The sequence below is a fragment of the Pseudomonas saponiphila genome (assembly GCF_900105185.1).
GTDB lineage: Bacteria > Pseudomonadota > Gammaproteobacteria > Pseudomonadales > Pseudomonadaceae > Aquipseudomonas > Aquipseudomonas saponiphila.
Genome location: NZ_FNTJ01000001.1, coordinates 4,228,535 through 4,242,396, shown reverse-complemented (window position 1 = coordinate 4,242,396; position 13,862 = coordinate 4,228,535). Strand labels below are relative to the sequence as shown.

Annotated in this window: 16 protein-coding genes and 1 tRNA gene; 14 read left to right on the top strand and 3 right to left on the bottom strand. The window is 55.8% G+C overall.

Annotated elements, in window-relative coordinates; genetic code table 11:
• Positions 1 to 29: 29 nt before the first annotated feature.
• Complete coding sequence (locus tag BLV47_RS19925; protein ID WP_060838435.1) at positions 30 to 341, top strand: I78 family peptidase inhibitor; 312 nt, start codon at positions 30 to 32, stop codon at positions 339 to 341.
• Positions 342 to 407: 66 nt separating this feature from the next.
• Here the strand turns inward: BLV47_RS19925 and BLV47_RS19920 are convergent, their stop codons facing one another.
• Together BLV47_RS19920 and BLV47_RS19915 are read right to left on the bottom strand one after the other, a co-directional pair.
• Positions 408 to 620 carry a cold-shock protein gene (locus BLV47_RS19920; RefSeq protein WP_003179963.1) on the bottom strand — a complete coding sequence of 71 codons (213 nt, stop codon included), beginning with the start codon at positions 618 to 620 and terminating at the stop codon, positions 408 to 410.
• A 292-nt stretch (positions 621 to 912) separates the two neighbouring features.
• The gene (locus BLV47_RS19915) at positions 913 to 1,212 is read right to left on the bottom strand and encodes a hypothetical protein (protein WP_092316415.1); all 300 of its coding nucleotides are present in this window, start codon (positions 1,210 to 1,212) and stop codon (positions 913 to 915) included.
• A gap of 386 nt (positions 1,213 to 1,598) precedes the next feature.
• On the opposite strand from BLV47_RS19915, the gene thrS reads away from it, so the two are divergent.
• The 9 genes from thrS to BLV47_RS19870 all read left to right on the top strand — a co-directional run bounded on the left by thrS (position 1,599) and on the right by BLV47_RS19870 (position 9,063).
• A complete protein-coding gene (gene thrS / locus BLV47_RS19910; protein WP_092316413.1) occupies positions 1,599 to 3,521 on the top strand; it encodes a threonine--tRNA ligase in 1,923 nt (640 codons plus the stop codon).
• Entirely contained in the window at positions 3,521 to 4,072 is a 552-nt protein-coding gene (infC, locus tag BLV47_RS19905; protein ID WP_169893379.1) for a translation initiation factor IF-3, read from the top strand. The genes thrS and infC overlap by 1 nt, the downstream gene beginning before the upstream one ends.
• Before the next feature lie 60 nt (positions 4,073 to 4,132).
• Positions 4,133 to 4,327 (top strand): 50S ribosomal protein L35, encoded by a 195-nt coding sequence (gene rpmI, locus BLV47_RS19900; protein WP_002553160.1) that lies wholly within the window; start codon positions 4,133 to 4,135, stop codon positions 4,325 to 4,327.
• Positions 4,328 to 4,357: 30 nt separating this feature from the next.
• A complete protein-coding gene (rplT, locus tag BLV47_RS19895; protein WP_016963673.1) occupies positions 4,358 to 4,714 on the top strand; it encodes a 50S ribosomal protein L20 in 357 nt (118 codons plus the stop codon).
• 110 nt (positions 4,715 to 4,824) lie between these two features.
• On the top strand, positions 4,825 to 5,841 hold the full coding sequence (gene pheS, locus BLV47_RS19890; protein WP_011060419.1) for a phenylalanine--tRNA ligase subunit alpha: 1,017 nt from the start codon (positions 4,825 to 4,827) through the stop codon (positions 5,839 to 5,841).
• Between the two features lie 35 nt (positions 5,842 to 5,876).
• Positions 5,877 to 8,255 (top strand): phenylalanine--tRNA ligase subunit beta, encoded by a 2,379-nt coding sequence (gene pheT / locus BLV47_RS19885; protein WP_092316411.1) that lies wholly within the window; start codon positions 5,877 to 5,879, stop codon positions 8,253 to 8,255.
• Between the two features lie 3 nt (positions 8,256 to 8,258).
• Positions 8,259 to 8,561, top strand: coding sequence for an integration host factor subunit alpha (gene ihfA, locus BLV47_RS19880; RefSeq protein ID WP_002553164.1), 303 nt, complete (start codon positions 8,259 to 8,261; stop codon positions 8,559 to 8,561).
• Positions 8,542 to 8,898 (top strand): MerR family transcriptional regulator, encoded by a 357-nt coding sequence (locus tag BLV47_RS19875; RefSeq protein ID WP_007920509.1) that lies wholly within the window; start codon positions 8,542 to 8,544, stop codon positions 8,896 to 8,898. The genes ihfA and BLV47_RS19875 overlap by 20 nt, the downstream gene beginning before the upstream one ends.
• Before the next feature lie 88 nt (positions 8,899 to 8,986).
• A tRNA-Pro gene (locus BLV47_RS19870) sits at positions 8,987 to 9,063 on the top strand.
• 320 nt (positions 9,064 to 9,383) lie between these two features.
• On the opposite strand, the gene BLV47_RS19865 is transcribed toward BLV47_RS19870, so the two are convergent.
• Positions 9,384 to 10,130: an XRE family transcriptional regulator gene (locus BLV47_RS19865; protein WP_341865634.1), complete on the bottom strand. Its 747-nt coding sequence runs from the start codon at positions 10,128 to 10,130 to the stop codon at positions 9,384 to 9,386.
• Positions 10,131 to 10,244: 114 nt separating this feature from the next.
• On the opposite strand from BLV47_RS19865, the gene BLV47_RS19860 reads away from it, so the two are divergent.
• Genes BLV47_RS19860 through BLV47_RS19845 form a run of 4 tightly spaced genes read left to right on the top strand, consistent with a single transcriptional unit; the run spans position 10,245 to position 13,823 of the window.
• Positions 10,245 to 10,595, top strand: coding sequence for a helix-turn-helix domain-containing protein (locus BLV47_RS19860; RefSeq protein ID WP_244168912.1), 351 nt, complete (start codon positions 10,245 to 10,247; stop codon positions 10,593 to 10,595).
• 2 nt (positions 10,596 to 10,597) lie between these two features.
• Positions 10,598 to 11,038, top strand: a complete 441-nt coding sequence (locus BLV47_RS19855; protein WP_092316210.1) for a hypothetical protein — start codon at positions 10,598 to 10,600, stop codon at positions 11,036 to 11,038.
• Positions 11,031 to 13,082, top strand: a complete 2,052-nt coding sequence (locus tag BLV47_RS19850; protein ID WP_092316212.1) for a Mu transposase C-terminal domain-containing protein — start codon at positions 11,031 to 11,033, stop codon at positions 13,080 to 13,082. Before BLV47_RS19855 ends, BLV47_RS19850 begins: the two co-directional genes overlap by 8 nt.
• Before the next feature lie 18 nt (positions 13,083 to 13,100).
• Positions 13,101 to 13,823, top strand: coding sequence for an AAA family ATPase (locus BLV47_RS19845; RefSeq protein WP_092316214.1), 723 nt, complete (start codon positions 13,101 to 13,103; stop codon positions 13,821 to 13,823).
• Positions 13,824 to 13,862: the final 39 nt, after the last annotated feature.

The following is a 13,862-nucleotide window of genomic DNA, read 5'->3' as shown; positions in this document are numbered from 1 at the left end:
ACTCTGCTTAATTTTGAAAAGGAGGCTTCATGCCTTGGAAGCTCGCTTCATTCGGAACCTTGTTGGCCGCCGTTGTCCTCAGTGGATGCAGCACCGCCGGGTCGACAAAGGAACCCGTAGCCTCTGAGTCCGGGCACACGCGTTGTGAAGCATCGGCTGCTGAATTCGCCATCGGCAAGAAGGCTTCTCCAGAGTTGCTGGAGCAGGCTCGTAGTCGTTCTGGGGCGCAATATGCGCGCTTCCTCAAGCCTAACGACATGATCACCCTGGAATACCGTTCCGACCGCTTGAATCTCAACACGGACGCCAGCCTGGTGGTGAATCGAGTCAACTGTGGCTGAGTAGCTTTTTACCCGCCCACAAAAAACCCCGTCACATGTACGGGGTTTTTTTAGCTCGCTGAGAAATTACTCAGGACGAACTTGTGCAGCTTGCATACCCTTTTGGCCTTTCTCAGCCACGAAGGAAACGGTTTGGCCTTCTTTCAGGCTTTTGAAACCGTCGCTTTCAATAGCTTTGAAGTGTACGAACAGGTCGTCACCGCCACCTTGAGGAGTGATGAAGCCGAAGCCTTTTTCATCGTTGAACCATTTTACGGTGCCGGTTTGGCGATTAGACATGGTGTATCTCCAAGAAACATATATTTTCAGTAGTACTGTGCTGCTCAGGCCAACTGGGCACACCGAGCTATCATAGTCGAAATGTTCGACTTGGGAGCCCCCTGTAGGAGTTCTTTGCCTGGTGTGCCGTCGTATTTTGCTCTCCGAGTTGGCTGCAGGCCGCGGTTTAAGCGGCTTTTGCAGAAAACAAATGGCGATAAAAAAACCCGTAAAAGCTGTGTAAATTGTGAAAAAAGCCGCGTTTCAAGCTCGTTGAATGGTCTGGATACGGGCTATTCCCGGCGCGGGCGAGTTATTTGACCGCTCGGCAAGCAGCGATGGCGTCCAGAGCTCGGGTTCTGAGTTCTGCGCTGGGTTGCTTGGTTTTGCTCATCAGTTCCTTGATTTCTTCGGTGGTGAATTTTTCATTCAGCTTGTCTGCACCGCAGGCGCAGTGCTTTTCGGCGCTTTTGGCATCGATGTTTTGGCTGGCTGCGGCGGTGCAGTCCTTCATGTAGTCGGCGCGAGTTCCGGCAGGCCAGGCTGCTTGGGCGCTCAACGGCAGAAGAAGGGCAAGCGGGGCGGCAAGGGTGAACAGTTGGGTGAGGCGCATGGGGCGGGTTCTCCTGAGGTCGATGGCTAGGACGACGATTCTCGATGTATTTGAGGCTCGGCGTACATCGCAAGTTCACTTTCCTGCCAACAAAAGGCCGGAAAGTGGCGGGCGTGAAACATGCTGCGCGATGCTGGGATTTATCTGTGCTAGCATGCCCGGCTTGGGTGTTTTCAAGCTTTGGGTATCTCACTTCCCTTGCAGTCTATGCCTCATTAATTTTTGATGTGAACCCCAGTCACTCTGGTTCGGTTTTCCGGTTGGCCGCAAGGCTCTTGCCACTGTGAGGCAGGCGTTTGTTACAGAACGGCTGGACTGAATCGCGTACTGGCTCATCCCAACCCACGTGACCTTTGGTAGGGGTCACCACTAGGAGAGGAGGCGCCATGCCCACTATTACTCTTCCCGACGGCAGTCAACGTTCATTCGATCACCCGGTTTCCGTAGCTGAGGTCGCCGCATCCATCGGTGCCGGTTTGGCCAAGGCCACCTTGGCCGGTAAGGTCAACGGCAAACTCGTCGACGCCTGTGATGTGATCGACGGCGATGCAACCTTGCAAATCATCACGCCAAAGGACGAAGAGGGGCTGGAGATCATTCGCCACTCTTGCGCCCACTTGGTGGGGCATGCCGTCAAGCAGTTGTATCCGACTGCCAAGATGGTCATCGGTCCGGTCATCGATGAAGGCTTCTATTACGACATTGCCTACGAGCGTCCTTTCACGCCCGAGGACATGGCCGCCATCGAACAGCGCATGCAGCAGTTGATCGAGAAAGACTACGACGTGATCAAGAAGGTTACGCCGCGAGCCGAAGTCATCGAAGTGTTCAAGTCCCGCGGCGAAGACTACAAGTTGCGCCTAGTTGAGGACATGCCGAATGAGCAGGCAATGGGCCTGTACTATCACGAAGAATATGTCGACATGTGCCGCGGCCCGCACGTGCCGAACACGCGCTTCCTGAAATCCTTCAAGCTGACCAAGCTTTCGGGCGCCTACTGGCGCGGTGACGCTAAGAACGAGCAGTTGCAGCGGGTCTACGGTACTGCCTGGGCGGACAAGAAGCAGCTCGCCGCCTACATCCAGCGTATCGAGGAGGCCGAAAAGCGCGACCATCGCAAGATCGGCAAGCGTCTGGGTCTGTTCCATACCCAGGAAGAAGCACCGGGCATGGTGTTCTGGCATCCCAATGGCTGGACTCTGTACCAGGTGCTTGAGCAGTACATGCGCAAGGTGCAGCGTGAAAACGGCTACCTGGAAATCAAGACGCCACAAGTGGTCGATCGCAGTCTTTGGGAAAAGTCCGGGCACTGGGCCAACTATTCCGAGAACATGTTCACCACCGAGTCGGAAAGCCGCGACTACGCAATCAAGCCAATGAACTGCCCATGCCATGTGCAGGTGTTCAATCAAGGGTTGAAGAGCTACCGCGAACTGCCGATGCGCCTGGCCGAGTTCGGAGCTTGCCACCGTAACGAGCCGTCAGGTGCGTTGCACGGCATCATGCGCGTACGGGGCTTCACTCAGGACGATGCGCACATCTTCTGCACCGAAGATCAGATGCAGGCCGAGTCTGCTGCTTTCATCAAGCTGACCATGGATGTCTATGCCGACTTCGGCTTTAAAGACATCGAAATGAAGCTCTCCACTCGTCCTGAAAAACGCGTGGGTTCCGATGACTTGTGGGATCGCGCGGAAAATGCCTTGGCTGCCGCTTTGGATAGCGCTGGGTTGCCGTATGACCTGCAACCGGGCGAAGGTGCGTTCTACGGTCCGAAGATCGAGTTTTCGCTGAAGGACTGCTTGGGGCGTGTCTGGCAGTGCGGTACCTTGCAGCTTGACTTCAACCTGCCTATTCGTTTGGGCGCTGAATACGTTTCCGAAGACAATAGCCGTAAGCATCCGGTGATGCTGCACCGGGCTATCCTTGGTTCCTTCGAGCGTTTTGTCGGGATTCTGATCGAGCATTACGAGGGTGCGTTCCCTGCGTGGCTGGCTCCGACTCAGGCCGTGGTGATGAATATCACTGATAAACAGGCAGATTTTGCCCTTGAAGTGGAAAAAACACTCAATCAAAGCGGATTTCGTGCCAAGTCCGACTTGAGAAATGAAAAGATCGGCTTTAAAATCCGCGAGCATACTTTGCTCAAGGTTCCCTATCTCTTGGTTATTGGAGATCGGGAGGTCGAGATGCAGACTGTCGCTGTGCGTACCCGTGAAGGTGAAGACCTGGGCTCGATGCCTGTGGACCAATTCTCGGCGTTCCTCGCACAAGCGGTTTCCCGGCGTGGTCGCCAAGATTCGGAGTAATTATTATTAAGCGTGATATGAGACAAGATAAACGAGCTGCACCGAAAGCCCCGATCAACGAGAATATCTCGGCACGCGAGGTTCGGTTAATTGGCGCTGACGGCGAGCAGATTGGCATCGTCTCGATTGATGAAGCGCTTCGTATAGCTGAAGAAGCCAAGCTGGATCTGGTGGAAATTTCCGCCGACGCAGTCCCACCTGTTTGCCGGGTGATGGATTACGGCAAGTCGATCTTCGAGAAGAAGAAGCAGATTGCCGCTGCGAAGAAGAACCAGAAGCAGATTCAGGTTAAAGAAATCAAGTTTCGTCCAGGGACGGAGGAAGGGGATTACCAGGTAAAACTGCGCAACCTGGTACGTTTCCTGAGTGACGGGGACAGGGCCAAGGTATCCTTGCGATTCCGCGGCCGTGAGATGGCCCACCAGGAGCTGGGGATGGAACTCCTCAAGCGGGTTGAAGCTGACCTGCAAGAGTACGGTTCGGTCGAACAGCATCCTAAGATGGAAGGACGCCAGCTGATCATGGTCATCGCCCCGAAAAAGAAGAAGTAATCAACAGGGCACGGCAGGCCTTCTGATTATGTTTATCAACTGAATGCGGAGTATCCGAACATGCCAAAGATGAAAACCAAAAGTGGTGCTGCTAAGCGGTTTCTGAAAACTGCTAACGGTATCAAGCACAAGCACGCTTTCAAGAGCCACATCCTGACCAAAATGTCGACCAAGCGTAAGCGTCAACTGCGCGGTAGCAGCTTGCTGCATCCGTCTGACGTGGCAAAAGTCGAGCGCATGCTGCGCCTTCGTTAATTTTTGGATCAAGAATAGAGGAAGTAACTCATGGCTCGTGTAAAGCGTGGCGTCATTGCCCGTAAACGTCACAAAAAAATTCTGAAACTTGCTAAAGGCTACTACGGCGCTCGCTCGCGCGTATTCCGTGTTGCCAAGCAAGCGGTAATCAAGGCAGGCCAATACGCCTACCGTGACCGTCGTCAGAAAAAACGTCAGTTCCGCGCTCTGTGGATCGCTCGTATCAACGCTGGTGCTCGTACCAACGGTTTGTCTTACAGCCGTTTGATCGCTGGCCTGAAAAAAGCGTCCATCGAGATCGACCGTAAGGTTCTGGCTGATCTGGCAGTGAACGAAAAAGCGGCGTTTGCTGCGATTGTCGAGAAAGCTAAAGCCACCTTGGCTTAAGTACCCCCGACAGTCATCCGGGCTCACCTTTCGTGGGCTCTGGTGTTAAACGTCATAAATAGGGGAAGAGCCTTCAAGCTCTTCCCCTATTTTGTATCTGGAGTCTGTACATGGAAAACCTGGATGCGCTGGTTTCTCAAGCACTTGAGGCCGTGCAACACGCTGAAGACATCAATGCCCTGGAGCAGATCCGGGTTCACTTCCTTGGCAAGAAGGGCGAACTGACTCAGGTGATGAAGACCCTGGGCAATCTCCCTGCCGAAGAGCGCCCGCAAGTCGGTGCGCTGATCAACGTGGCCAAGGAGCGTGTGACAGAGGTTCTCAATGCGCGCAAAGCCGCTTTCGAGGAGGCGGAACTCAGCGCCAAGCTCGCAGCCGAATGCATTGACGTAACCCTGCCGGGCCGTGGCCAGACCTCTGGTGGTCTGCACCCGATTACACGGACCCTAGAACGTATCGAACAGTTCTTTACCCATATTGGCTATGGCATCGCCGAAGGCCCTGAGGTCGAAGACGACTATCACAACTTTGAGGCGCTCAATATCCCAGGTCATCACCCGGCCCGGTCGATGCATGACACCTTCTATTTCAATGCGAATATGTTGCTGCGCACCCACACCTCGCCGGTACAGGTCCGCACCATGGAATCGCAGCAGCCGCCGATTCGCATCGTCTGCCCGGGCCGTGTGTATCGTAGCGACTCCGATATCACCCACTCACCAATGTTCCACCAGGTAGAAGGCCTGCTGGTCGACCGCGATATCAACTTCGCTGACCTGAAAGGCACCATTGAAGAGTTCTTGCGGGTGTTCTTTGAAAAAGAACTGGCCGTACGTTTCCGTCCCTCCTACTTCCCGTTCACCGAGCCTTCCGCCGAAGTTGATATGGAATGTGTGATGTGCAGTGGCAAAGGCTGCCGTGTCTGCAAGCAGACTGGCTGGCTGGAGGTGATGGGTTGCGGCATGGTTCACCCGAACGTGCTGCGTATGTCCGGGATCGACCCGGAAGAGTTCCAGGGCTTTGCCTTCGGCATGGGTGCCGAGCGCCTGGCCATGCTGCGTTACGGTGTCAATGACTTGCGCCTGTTCTTCGACAACGACTTGCGGTTCCTTGCGCAATTTCGCTAGTCGCGCGTCCGTAACGAATCTATTAGGAGAGCAGGATGAAATTCAGTGAACAATGGTTGCGTGGCTGGGTTAGCCCGCAAGTAAGTCGCGACGAGTTGGTTGCTCGTCTGTCGATGGCCGGTCTTGAGGTTGATAGCGTAACGCCAGCCGCCGGTGATTTCAGTGGGGTGGTGGTGGGTGAGGTGTTGAGCACCGAGCAGCACCCGGATGCCGACAAGTTGCGTGTGTGCCAGGTCAGTAATGGAGCGGAAACCTTCCAGGTGGTCTGCGGCGCACCCAACGTGCGTCCAGGGCTGAAAGTCCCATTTGCGATGATTGGCGCCGAGCTACCGGGCGACTTCAAGATCAAGAAAGCCAAACTGCGTGGCGTTGAGTCCAACGGCATGTTGTGTTCGCAGGCAGAGCTGCAGATCGGCGAAGGCAATGACGGTCTGATGGAGTTGCCGGTTGATGCCCCGGTGGGGGACGACATTCGTGCCTACCTGAATCTTGACGATGCCAGTATCGAGGTCGATCTTACGCCAAACCGCGGTGACTGCCTGTCCCTGGCCGGCTTGGCCCGAGAGGTCGGCGCGCTCTACGCGGCGAAAGTCCAGCGTCCAGAAGTGAAAGCAGTGGTTGCCGCCCATGAGGAAGTCCGCCCTGTGGAAGTCCTGGCTCCAGCCGCCTGTCCACGCTACTTGGGCCGGGTCATTCGTAACGTCGATCTTTCCAAGCCTACCCCGCTGTGGATGGTTGAGCGCCTGCGTCGCGCTGATGTACGCAGCATCGATGCTGCGGTTGACATCACCAACTATGTGATGCTTGAGCTGGGTCAGCCGCTGCATGTTTTTGATCTCGCGGAGATCAACGGTGGCATTCGCGTGCGCATGGCGGAAGAGGGCGAGAAGCTGGTACTTCTCGACGGCCAGGAAGTGACACTGCGTAGCGATACCCTGGTGATCGCTGACCATGCCCGCGCCCTGGCAATTGCTGGTGTGATGGGGGGTGAGCACAGTGGCGTAACCGCCAACACGCGTGATGTATTCCTGGAAAGCGCGTTCTTCGATCAGATCGCGGTTGCCGGGAAAGCCCGTTCCTATGGTCTGCACACTGATGCGTCCCATCGCTATGAGCGCGGTGTGGATTGGCAATTGGCTCGCGAAGCTATGGAGCGTGCGACCGGTCTGCTGCTGGAGATCACTGGCGGTGACGCCGGCCCGATCATTGAAACAGTCAGTGAGCAGCACTTGCCGTCTGTAGCGCCTGTAACCTTGCGCGCTGAACGCATTACCCAGATGTTGGGCATGGCGATGGAAGGTTCTGAGGTTGAGCGTTTGCTCAGCGGGCTGGGCCTGGCAGTGACTGCCGATGGAGCAGGGCAATGGCGTGTTGAAGTGCCGAGCCATCGTTTCGACATCAGCCTCGAAGTCGATTTGATCGAAGAGTTGGCGCGTCTCTATGGTTACAACCGTCTGCCGGTTCGCTATCCACAGGCCCGTCTGGCCCCTCAGGCCAAGGCGGAAGCGCAAGGTGATCTCCCGGCATTGCGGCGTTTGTTGGTTGCACGTGGCTACCAGGAAGCAATCACTTACAGCTTCATCGATCCAAAACTCTTTGAATTGTTCAATCCGGGTGTCGAACCGCTACTGCTGGCCAACCCGATTTCGGCCGACATGGCAGCCATGCGTTCGTCATTGTGGCCGGGGTTGGTCAAGGCGCTTCAGCACAACCTGAACCGTCAACAGGATCGTGTCCGCTTGTTTGAAAGCGGCTTGCGTTTCGTCGGCCAGTTGGAGGGGTTGAAGCAGCAGCCAATGCTTGCGGGCGTCGTTTGTGGCAGTCGCTTGCCTGAAGGCTGGGCACAAGGTCGCGATGTTGTGGACTTCTTTGACGTTAAGGCGGATGTTGAGGCCGTGTTGGGGATTGCAGGGGCTCTGGACGCATTCACTTTCGTTCCGGGCAAGCACCCTGCGCTGCATCCTGGCCAGACTGCGCGTATCGAGCGCGATGGTCGTGAGATCGGCTATTTGGGAGCGATTCACCCAGAGTTGGCAAAGACCCTCGGCCTGGACCGTCAAGTTTATGTGTTTGAGCTGGTTCTGAGCGAAGTGGCTCAAGGTCGCTTGCCGAAATTCCATGAGTTGTCACGCTTCCCAGAAGTGCGTCGAGATCTGGCGCTGCTGGCAGATCGTGATGTTGCGGCGAGCGCCGTTCTGGACGTGATTCGTGAAAATGCAGGTGAATGGCTGACAGACCTCAGGCTATTTGACGTGTACCAGGGTAAAGGCATTGATCCGCATAGAAAAAGCCTTGCCGTCGGCTTGACCTGGCAGCATCCATCGCGCACTCTTAATGACGATGAGGTGAACTCCACGACGCAAAATATCCTCACCTCGCTCGAACAAAGGTTGAACGCCACGTTAAGGAAGTGACGTATGGGGGCTCTGACGAAAGCTGAAATGGCCGAACGTCTCTACGAAGAGCTAGGCCTGAATAAACGCGAGGCCAAGGAATTGGTCGAGCTGTTCTTTGAAGAAATCAGGCATGCTCTCGAAGATAACGAACAGGTCAAATTGTCCGGTTTCGGTAACTTCGACCTTCGGGATAAACGCCAGCGTCCTGGCCGCAACCCGAAAACGGGTGAAGAAATCCCAATCACGGCTCGCCGTGTGGTCACCTTTCGTCCAGGGCAGAAGTTGAAGGCCCGAGTTGAGGCATATGCTGGAACCAAGTCATAACGACGAGCTCCCGGTGATCCCGGGTAAACGCTACTTCACCATCGGTGAAGTCAGCGAGCTCTGTGCGGTCAAGCCGCATGTGCTGCGTTATTGGGAGCAGGAGTTTCCTCAACTCAACCCTGTCAAGCGCCGCGGAAATCGCCGGTATTATCAGCGTCAGGATGTGCTGATGATCCGGCAGATCCGCGCGCTGCTCTACGATCAGGGATTCACCATCGGTGGTGCACGCCTGCGCCTGTCCGGTGATGAGGCCAAAGACGATACCACCCAGTACAAGCAACTGATCCGTCAGATGATTTCCGAATTGGAAGATGTGCTTGTGGTGCTCAAGAAGTAATTCTCTGTTTTAAATACTTCCACTTTTCAAAAGCTTGCGGTATATTCCTCAACGTTTCCTGAGAAGTGAAACGGGTTTCACGCCTAGTCGGGGCGTAGCGCAGTCCGGTAGCGCACTAGCATGGGGTGCTAGGGGTCGAGTGTTCGAATCACTCCGTCCCGACCATATTTTTCAATGACTTAGGCCAATGTTCACAGCATTGGCCTTTTTCATGTGCGTGACTTTTGCGTGACTTCTCGACTTTTCATGCCTGCTTCCTCTTCAAAATGTGGGGAGGTGGGAGCTTTGGCACCAGTGGGGAGGTCGGTGGGTTAAAGCGGGTCTAAATGGTTTGAGCTGAGTCGGGCCAGGCAGGACGGGGGCTGCCGACCAGTTGGGGCACTCAGTGATGAGTCAGACAGTGCCGAAACTGGCGCGAATCAAAAAACGATGAAAAATAAACAAAGAGCCCGCTTATTGCGGGCTCTTTGGCACTAGGGGCATGACTATAGCCAGCCCCCAGCCCACACAACACGGCCGATGATTTCCAGATCATCAAGGTGTTCCTTCGTTACAGTCATCACTTGATAGGCCGTATTGGCGCTGATGACAGCGATACCTCCACCTATCTGACGCTGCAAGCGCTTGGCATAAAGGTGGTCGTCAAGCCTAACAACATAGACAGCCTCCCCCTCCAATGACGTACGACTATGGTCAATCAGCACTGTATCGCCGTCGCTCAGCAGACCCTCCATAGAATCACCGTCAACGCGGATAGCTGAAAGATTGGACGGACTGAGCCCCTGCTTGCGCAAAGAGTAAGTAGTGAAGGCGAGGCGAGTCAGGATTCGAGCATCGTCGGTCCAGGCCCCATGCCCCGCGCTGCACTTCGCGTCATAGAGCGGTATGTAGCTATACGTAGCGTCCTCTATGACTAGCTGTGGGCGCTCGCTTTCGCCAAATGCTAGCCATATGGGCGATACACCGGTTGCTTGGGCGATCTGCTCAAGCCTATCCAATGTCGGGTATGTATCGCCGCTCAGATAACTGCGTATAGCTCCCTCTGAAAGACCCACGTCACGCGCAAATGCGCGTGCAGCCCTTCCTCCCATAGCCTCTTTAAGCCGCTCGCGGAAGCATCCGATTGCACCAGCTGGAATCGGATGCTGCGTATTTGGAGCATCCGTTTTATCCGATTCCTTGTAAGCCATTGATTTCTCTACGTTATATATTTTTTCGTGCATTTGGTGCATAAAAAAGAATCGGATGCTCTTTTTTCCGATTGATATGCACATTTATCCGCGCTATGTTTATGTCCTAGGAAACGTTAGACACCCCAAAAAAACCACCCTGCCAGGTGGTTGTAAATGGACGCCGACATGAACAAAGCCGAAATACCGTCTGATCCGACCCAGCGTTGGGAATGGATCAAATACCAATTACGTGCTCGCGGTACATCACTGGCCAAGCTATCTCGCGAGCTGGATGTTTCAGGCCAAGCCCTCAAGAACACAAAGCGCATCGCCTATCCACGTATGGAGAGAGCTATTGCAAAAGCTTTGGGTTTAATGCCAATCGACATCTGGCCCGAGCGCTGGAACACCGATGGTAAGCCTCATCGAATCTGCCCGAACCGTGCAGAACGCAGAGCAGCCAGTAATCAAGATCATAACTCACTCTATGTCCTTCGACACTGTAAAGCCGTGGCGGGGGTGTGAACATGCGCCGCGTAAAAGACGACAGGACACTAGACATCTTCTCTGTTCCACAGCCGGTGCTTTCTATACCTGGCCATGGCAACTACGCCGCGACGGTGAGTGAGCTGGTGAGCGAAATCCTCAAAGGCTCCGAGCTGGACCGTTACGAGATTGCAGCTCGTATGTCGCGACTTTCAGGTGACGACGTAAGCAAGAACATGCTCGATGCATGGTCGAGTCCCGCCCGTACCGAGCACAACCTTCCTTTATATAGGGCGCCATTGCTTGAAGAGGTTTGTGCAACTCACGCGATGACCGACTGGTTGGTGCATCTGCGTGGCGGACGAGTTTCTTACGGTCGCGAAGCACTTGATGCTGAGCTTGGTCGCCTGGAAAGAGTCGCCGCAGACGCTACTCGAAAAGCCCGCGAACTGAAGCGTATGTTAGGGGGCAGCCATGCGTAATTGGTATTCCGCCCAGGAACTCGCAGGCCTGCCCGGCTTGCCGAGTACTTCTCGCAACGTTAAGGCAATGGCTGCTCGGGAGAACTGGGAGGGCCAGCAACGACTTGGTAGCAAAGCTGTCGAGTACTCCTTTGCGATGCTGCCGGAGAAAACCCAGGCTGCTCTCATTGCTGCCTCAATTCCCGCCAGTGCACCAGAAGCACCGGCTGAAACACATGTGATTCTTTCAGGGTGTGACGCTAAAAAAGCGTCACGCTTGAATGATTCGCAGATCTCGGTCATGACGGCACGCCTGTCATTCGTGCGCGAAATAGAGCGCATGAGCAAGGTGGTCAGCCAGAACCGCGCCATTCTCACACTGGTCTCCCTGGCACGAACCGGCGACCTGAGCCCCTACCTTGCCGAGCAAGTGGTCCGGGCCAACGACCGCAAAACAGAAGACCGAACACTTTCGGAGCGCACCCTGAAACGGTGGCTGGCGGACTATCGCGCCCATGGGGAAATGGGACTGGCACCAGCACGCCGCAAACAGGACATGAGCGTCCCGTCTTGGGCTGCCGAGTTCCTGAAGCATTATCAGCGCCCGCAGAAGCCCAGCGTTGAAGCGGCATACGAGCAGTTCAAACAGATCCATTCAGAGGTCCACTCCAGCGTCTGCCCGAGCATTCACGCCGTCCGCCGCTGGCTGAAAAAGCTGTCTCCAGAGGCCCGCGAGCGTGGTCGTATGGGGCCGCATGAGCTGAAAACCCTACAGGCGTACAACCGCCGCAAGGCGGACATGCTCTGGCCAAATGATGTCTGGGTTGCCGATGGTCATACCTTTGACGCCGAGGTTATCAACCCTCTTACCGGCCAGATCTTCCGGCCGGAAATCACCATGATCATTGATTGGGGCACACGCCGAATCACCGGTTTTTCGGTCAACCTGGCTGAGTCGACATTGGCCACCTTGGACACATTGCGCGACGGTGTTACCCGCTGCGGCATGTACAAGATTTTCTATGTAGACAACGGCAGCGGCTTTGATAACGCCGTGGTCTATGAAGCCAATGACCGTCTTGGCGGCACCGTCACGCATTCGCTGCCTTACAACTCCCAAGCCCGTGGCGTGATTGAACGCCCACACAAAACCATCCTGGTCAGGCTCGCTAAAACCTTCGACAGCTACATCGGCGCCGATATGGACAAGGAGGCCGGAACCAAGGCCCACAAGCTATCCCGTAAGCAGTTGGCGCTGGGTTTGGCACCAACAGTTGTGCCGGAGTTCTCGGTGTTCTTCGCCGACCTGCAATGCGCACTCGACGACTACAACCGGCGCCCACACCGTGGCCTACCGAAGTTCCGCGACCCACAGACGCTGCGCATGCGTCACCAAAGCCCCATGGAAGCCTGGAAACAGGCCGAGGCCGAAGGCTGGGAGCCATTGCTGGCTGACGCAAGTATCGTTGAAAGCCTGACCCGTCCGCAGGTCCTGCGCACTGCTCGGCGCGCCCAGGTGCAATGGAATAGCGGCACCTACTTCCTGAAAGAACTGGAAGGTTTCCATGGCGAGGAAGTCCGCGTGGCCTATGACTTCCGCGACTCCAGCCGTGTATGGGTGCATACCCTTGATGGCGAGCTGATCGGTGAAGCCATTCTGGATGGCAATGCCAGCCCAGCAATGCCGGTAACGATGCTTGAAAAAGCCAGTGAGAAGCGCGAACGCGGACAGCTGTCGCGCCTGGTTAAAAAGGCCAAAACCATCACCGGGCAAGACGTTGAAATGCGCGTCATTCCCACGGCATCGAGCAGCTATGAGCTGTCCCCGGCACAGCTAGCCGAAGCACAACGTTTCGCCCAGCTGGTCGCGCCACAGGCTCCAGCCTTTGAAATCCCCAACGACCCTATTTCCAAGTACCGCCTTTGGCAGCAGCTCGATGGCCGCGTGAAGGGCGGCGAAGCGCTACCACCCGAGCAAGCCCAGTGGCACGAACGCTGGCCCAAACATTCCGACTACAGCGCGATGCAGCGGATGTTTGCCCACGCAGAACAAGCCAGAGCCTAACCCCTAAGGAGTTTTCACATGAGTTTTCCCAAGATTGTTCCACTGACCAACGTTGGCCTGTTGTCTGCCGCTATCGAACGCGCCCTCAAACGCCCACAGGGGCTGCCCGGTGTTGTCGTGATGCATGGCCCCACCGGCTTGGGCAAAAGCGTTGGCGCTGCCTTCGCCGCAAACCAGCATCGCGCCTATTACGTCGAGTGCCGCGACACCTGGAGCAAAAAGGCTTTCCTGCAAGCCATCCTGCACGAAATGAGCATCACACCTGAACGCACCCTGTCGCTGATGGTGGACCAGATCGCCGAACAACTGTCGCGCAGCGGGCGCCCGCTGCTGATCGATGACGTGCAGTACCTGCTTGAGAAATCCATAGCCAACGTTCTGACCGATATCTACAACGCCAGCCAAGGCACCATCGTGTTGATCGGTGAAGAACGAGTGCCTAGCAGCCTGGCCAGGCTGGAGCGCCTGCATAACCGTGTGCTGGAGTGGGTGCCTGCCCAGCCTGCCACGCTTCACGACATACACGCCTTGGCCCAGGCCAGTTACCCCGGCCTGCACTTCGCCGACGATCTGCTAGAAGACCTGCGCAAGAAGGTTAAAGGCTGTCTGCGCCGTGTCGCGGTCAACCTGTACCGCGTTTACAACGAAGCCCAAACCCAATGCTGGGACAAGGTTGACCTTGCGACCTGGGGCCATCGGGAGTGGTTCACCGGCGACGCTCCTGTGCGGAGGGTTTCGTAATGGCTGGCGGTCGTGGTCGTAAACCAATTGATCTGGAAA

Coding starts and splice junctions, on each gene's coding strand:
- BLV47_RS19925 (WP_060838435.1), top strand. CDS start 30: ATGCCTTGGAAGCTCGCTTCATTCGGAACCTTGTTGGCCGCCGTTGTC.
- BLV47_RS19920 (WP_003179963.1), bottom strand. CDS start 620: ATGTCTAATCGCCAAACCGGCACCGTAAAATGGTTCAACGATGAAAAA.
- BLV47_RS19915 (WP_092316415.1), bottom strand. CDS start 1,212: ATGCGCCTCACCCAACTGTTCACCCTTGCCGCCCCGCTTGCCCTTCTT.
- thrS (WP_092316413.1), top strand. CDS start 1,599: ATGCCCACTATTACTCTTCCCGACGGCAGTCAACGTTCATTCGATCAC.
- rpmI (WP_002553160.1), top strand. CDS start 4,133: ATGCCAAAGATGAAAACCAAAAGTGGTGCTGCTAAGCGGTTTCTGAAA.
- rplT (WP_016963673.1), top strand. CDS start 4,358: ATGGCTCGTGTAAAGCGTGGCGTCATTGCCCGTAAACGTCACAAAAAA.
- pheS (WP_011060419.1), top strand. CDS start 4,825: ATGGAAAACCTGGATGCGCTGGTTTCTCAAGCACTTGAGGCCGTGCAA.
- pheT (WP_092316411.1), top strand. CDS start 5,877: ATGAAATTCAGTGAACAATGGTTGCGTGGCTGGGTTAGCCCGCAAGTA.
- ihfA (WP_002553164.1), top strand. CDS start 8,259: ATGGGGGCTCTGACGAAAGCTGAAATGGCCGAACGTCTCTACGAAGAG.
- BLV47_RS19875 (WP_007920509.1), top strand. CDS start 8,542: ATGCTGGAACCAAGTCATAACGACGAGCTCCCGGTGATCCCGGGTAAA.
- BLV47_RS19865 (WP_341865634.1), bottom strand. CDS start 10,130: ATGCACCAAATGCACGAAAAAATATATAACGTAGAGAAATCAATGGCT.
- BLV47_RS19860 (WP_244168912.1), top strand. CDS start 10,245: ATGGACGCCGACATGAACAAAGCCGAAATACCGTCTGATCCGACCCAG.
- BLV47_RS19855 (WP_092316210.1), top strand. CDS start 10,598: ATGCGCCGCGTAAAAGACGACAGGACACTAGACATCTTCTCTGTTCCA.
- BLV47_RS19850 (WP_092316212.1), top strand. CDS start 11,031: ATGCGTAATTGGTATTCCGCCCAGGAACTCGCAGGCCTGCCCGGCTTG.
- BLV47_RS19845 (WP_092316214.1), top strand. CDS start 13,101: ATGAGTTTTCCCAAGATTGTTCCACTGACCAACGTTGGCCTGTTGTCT.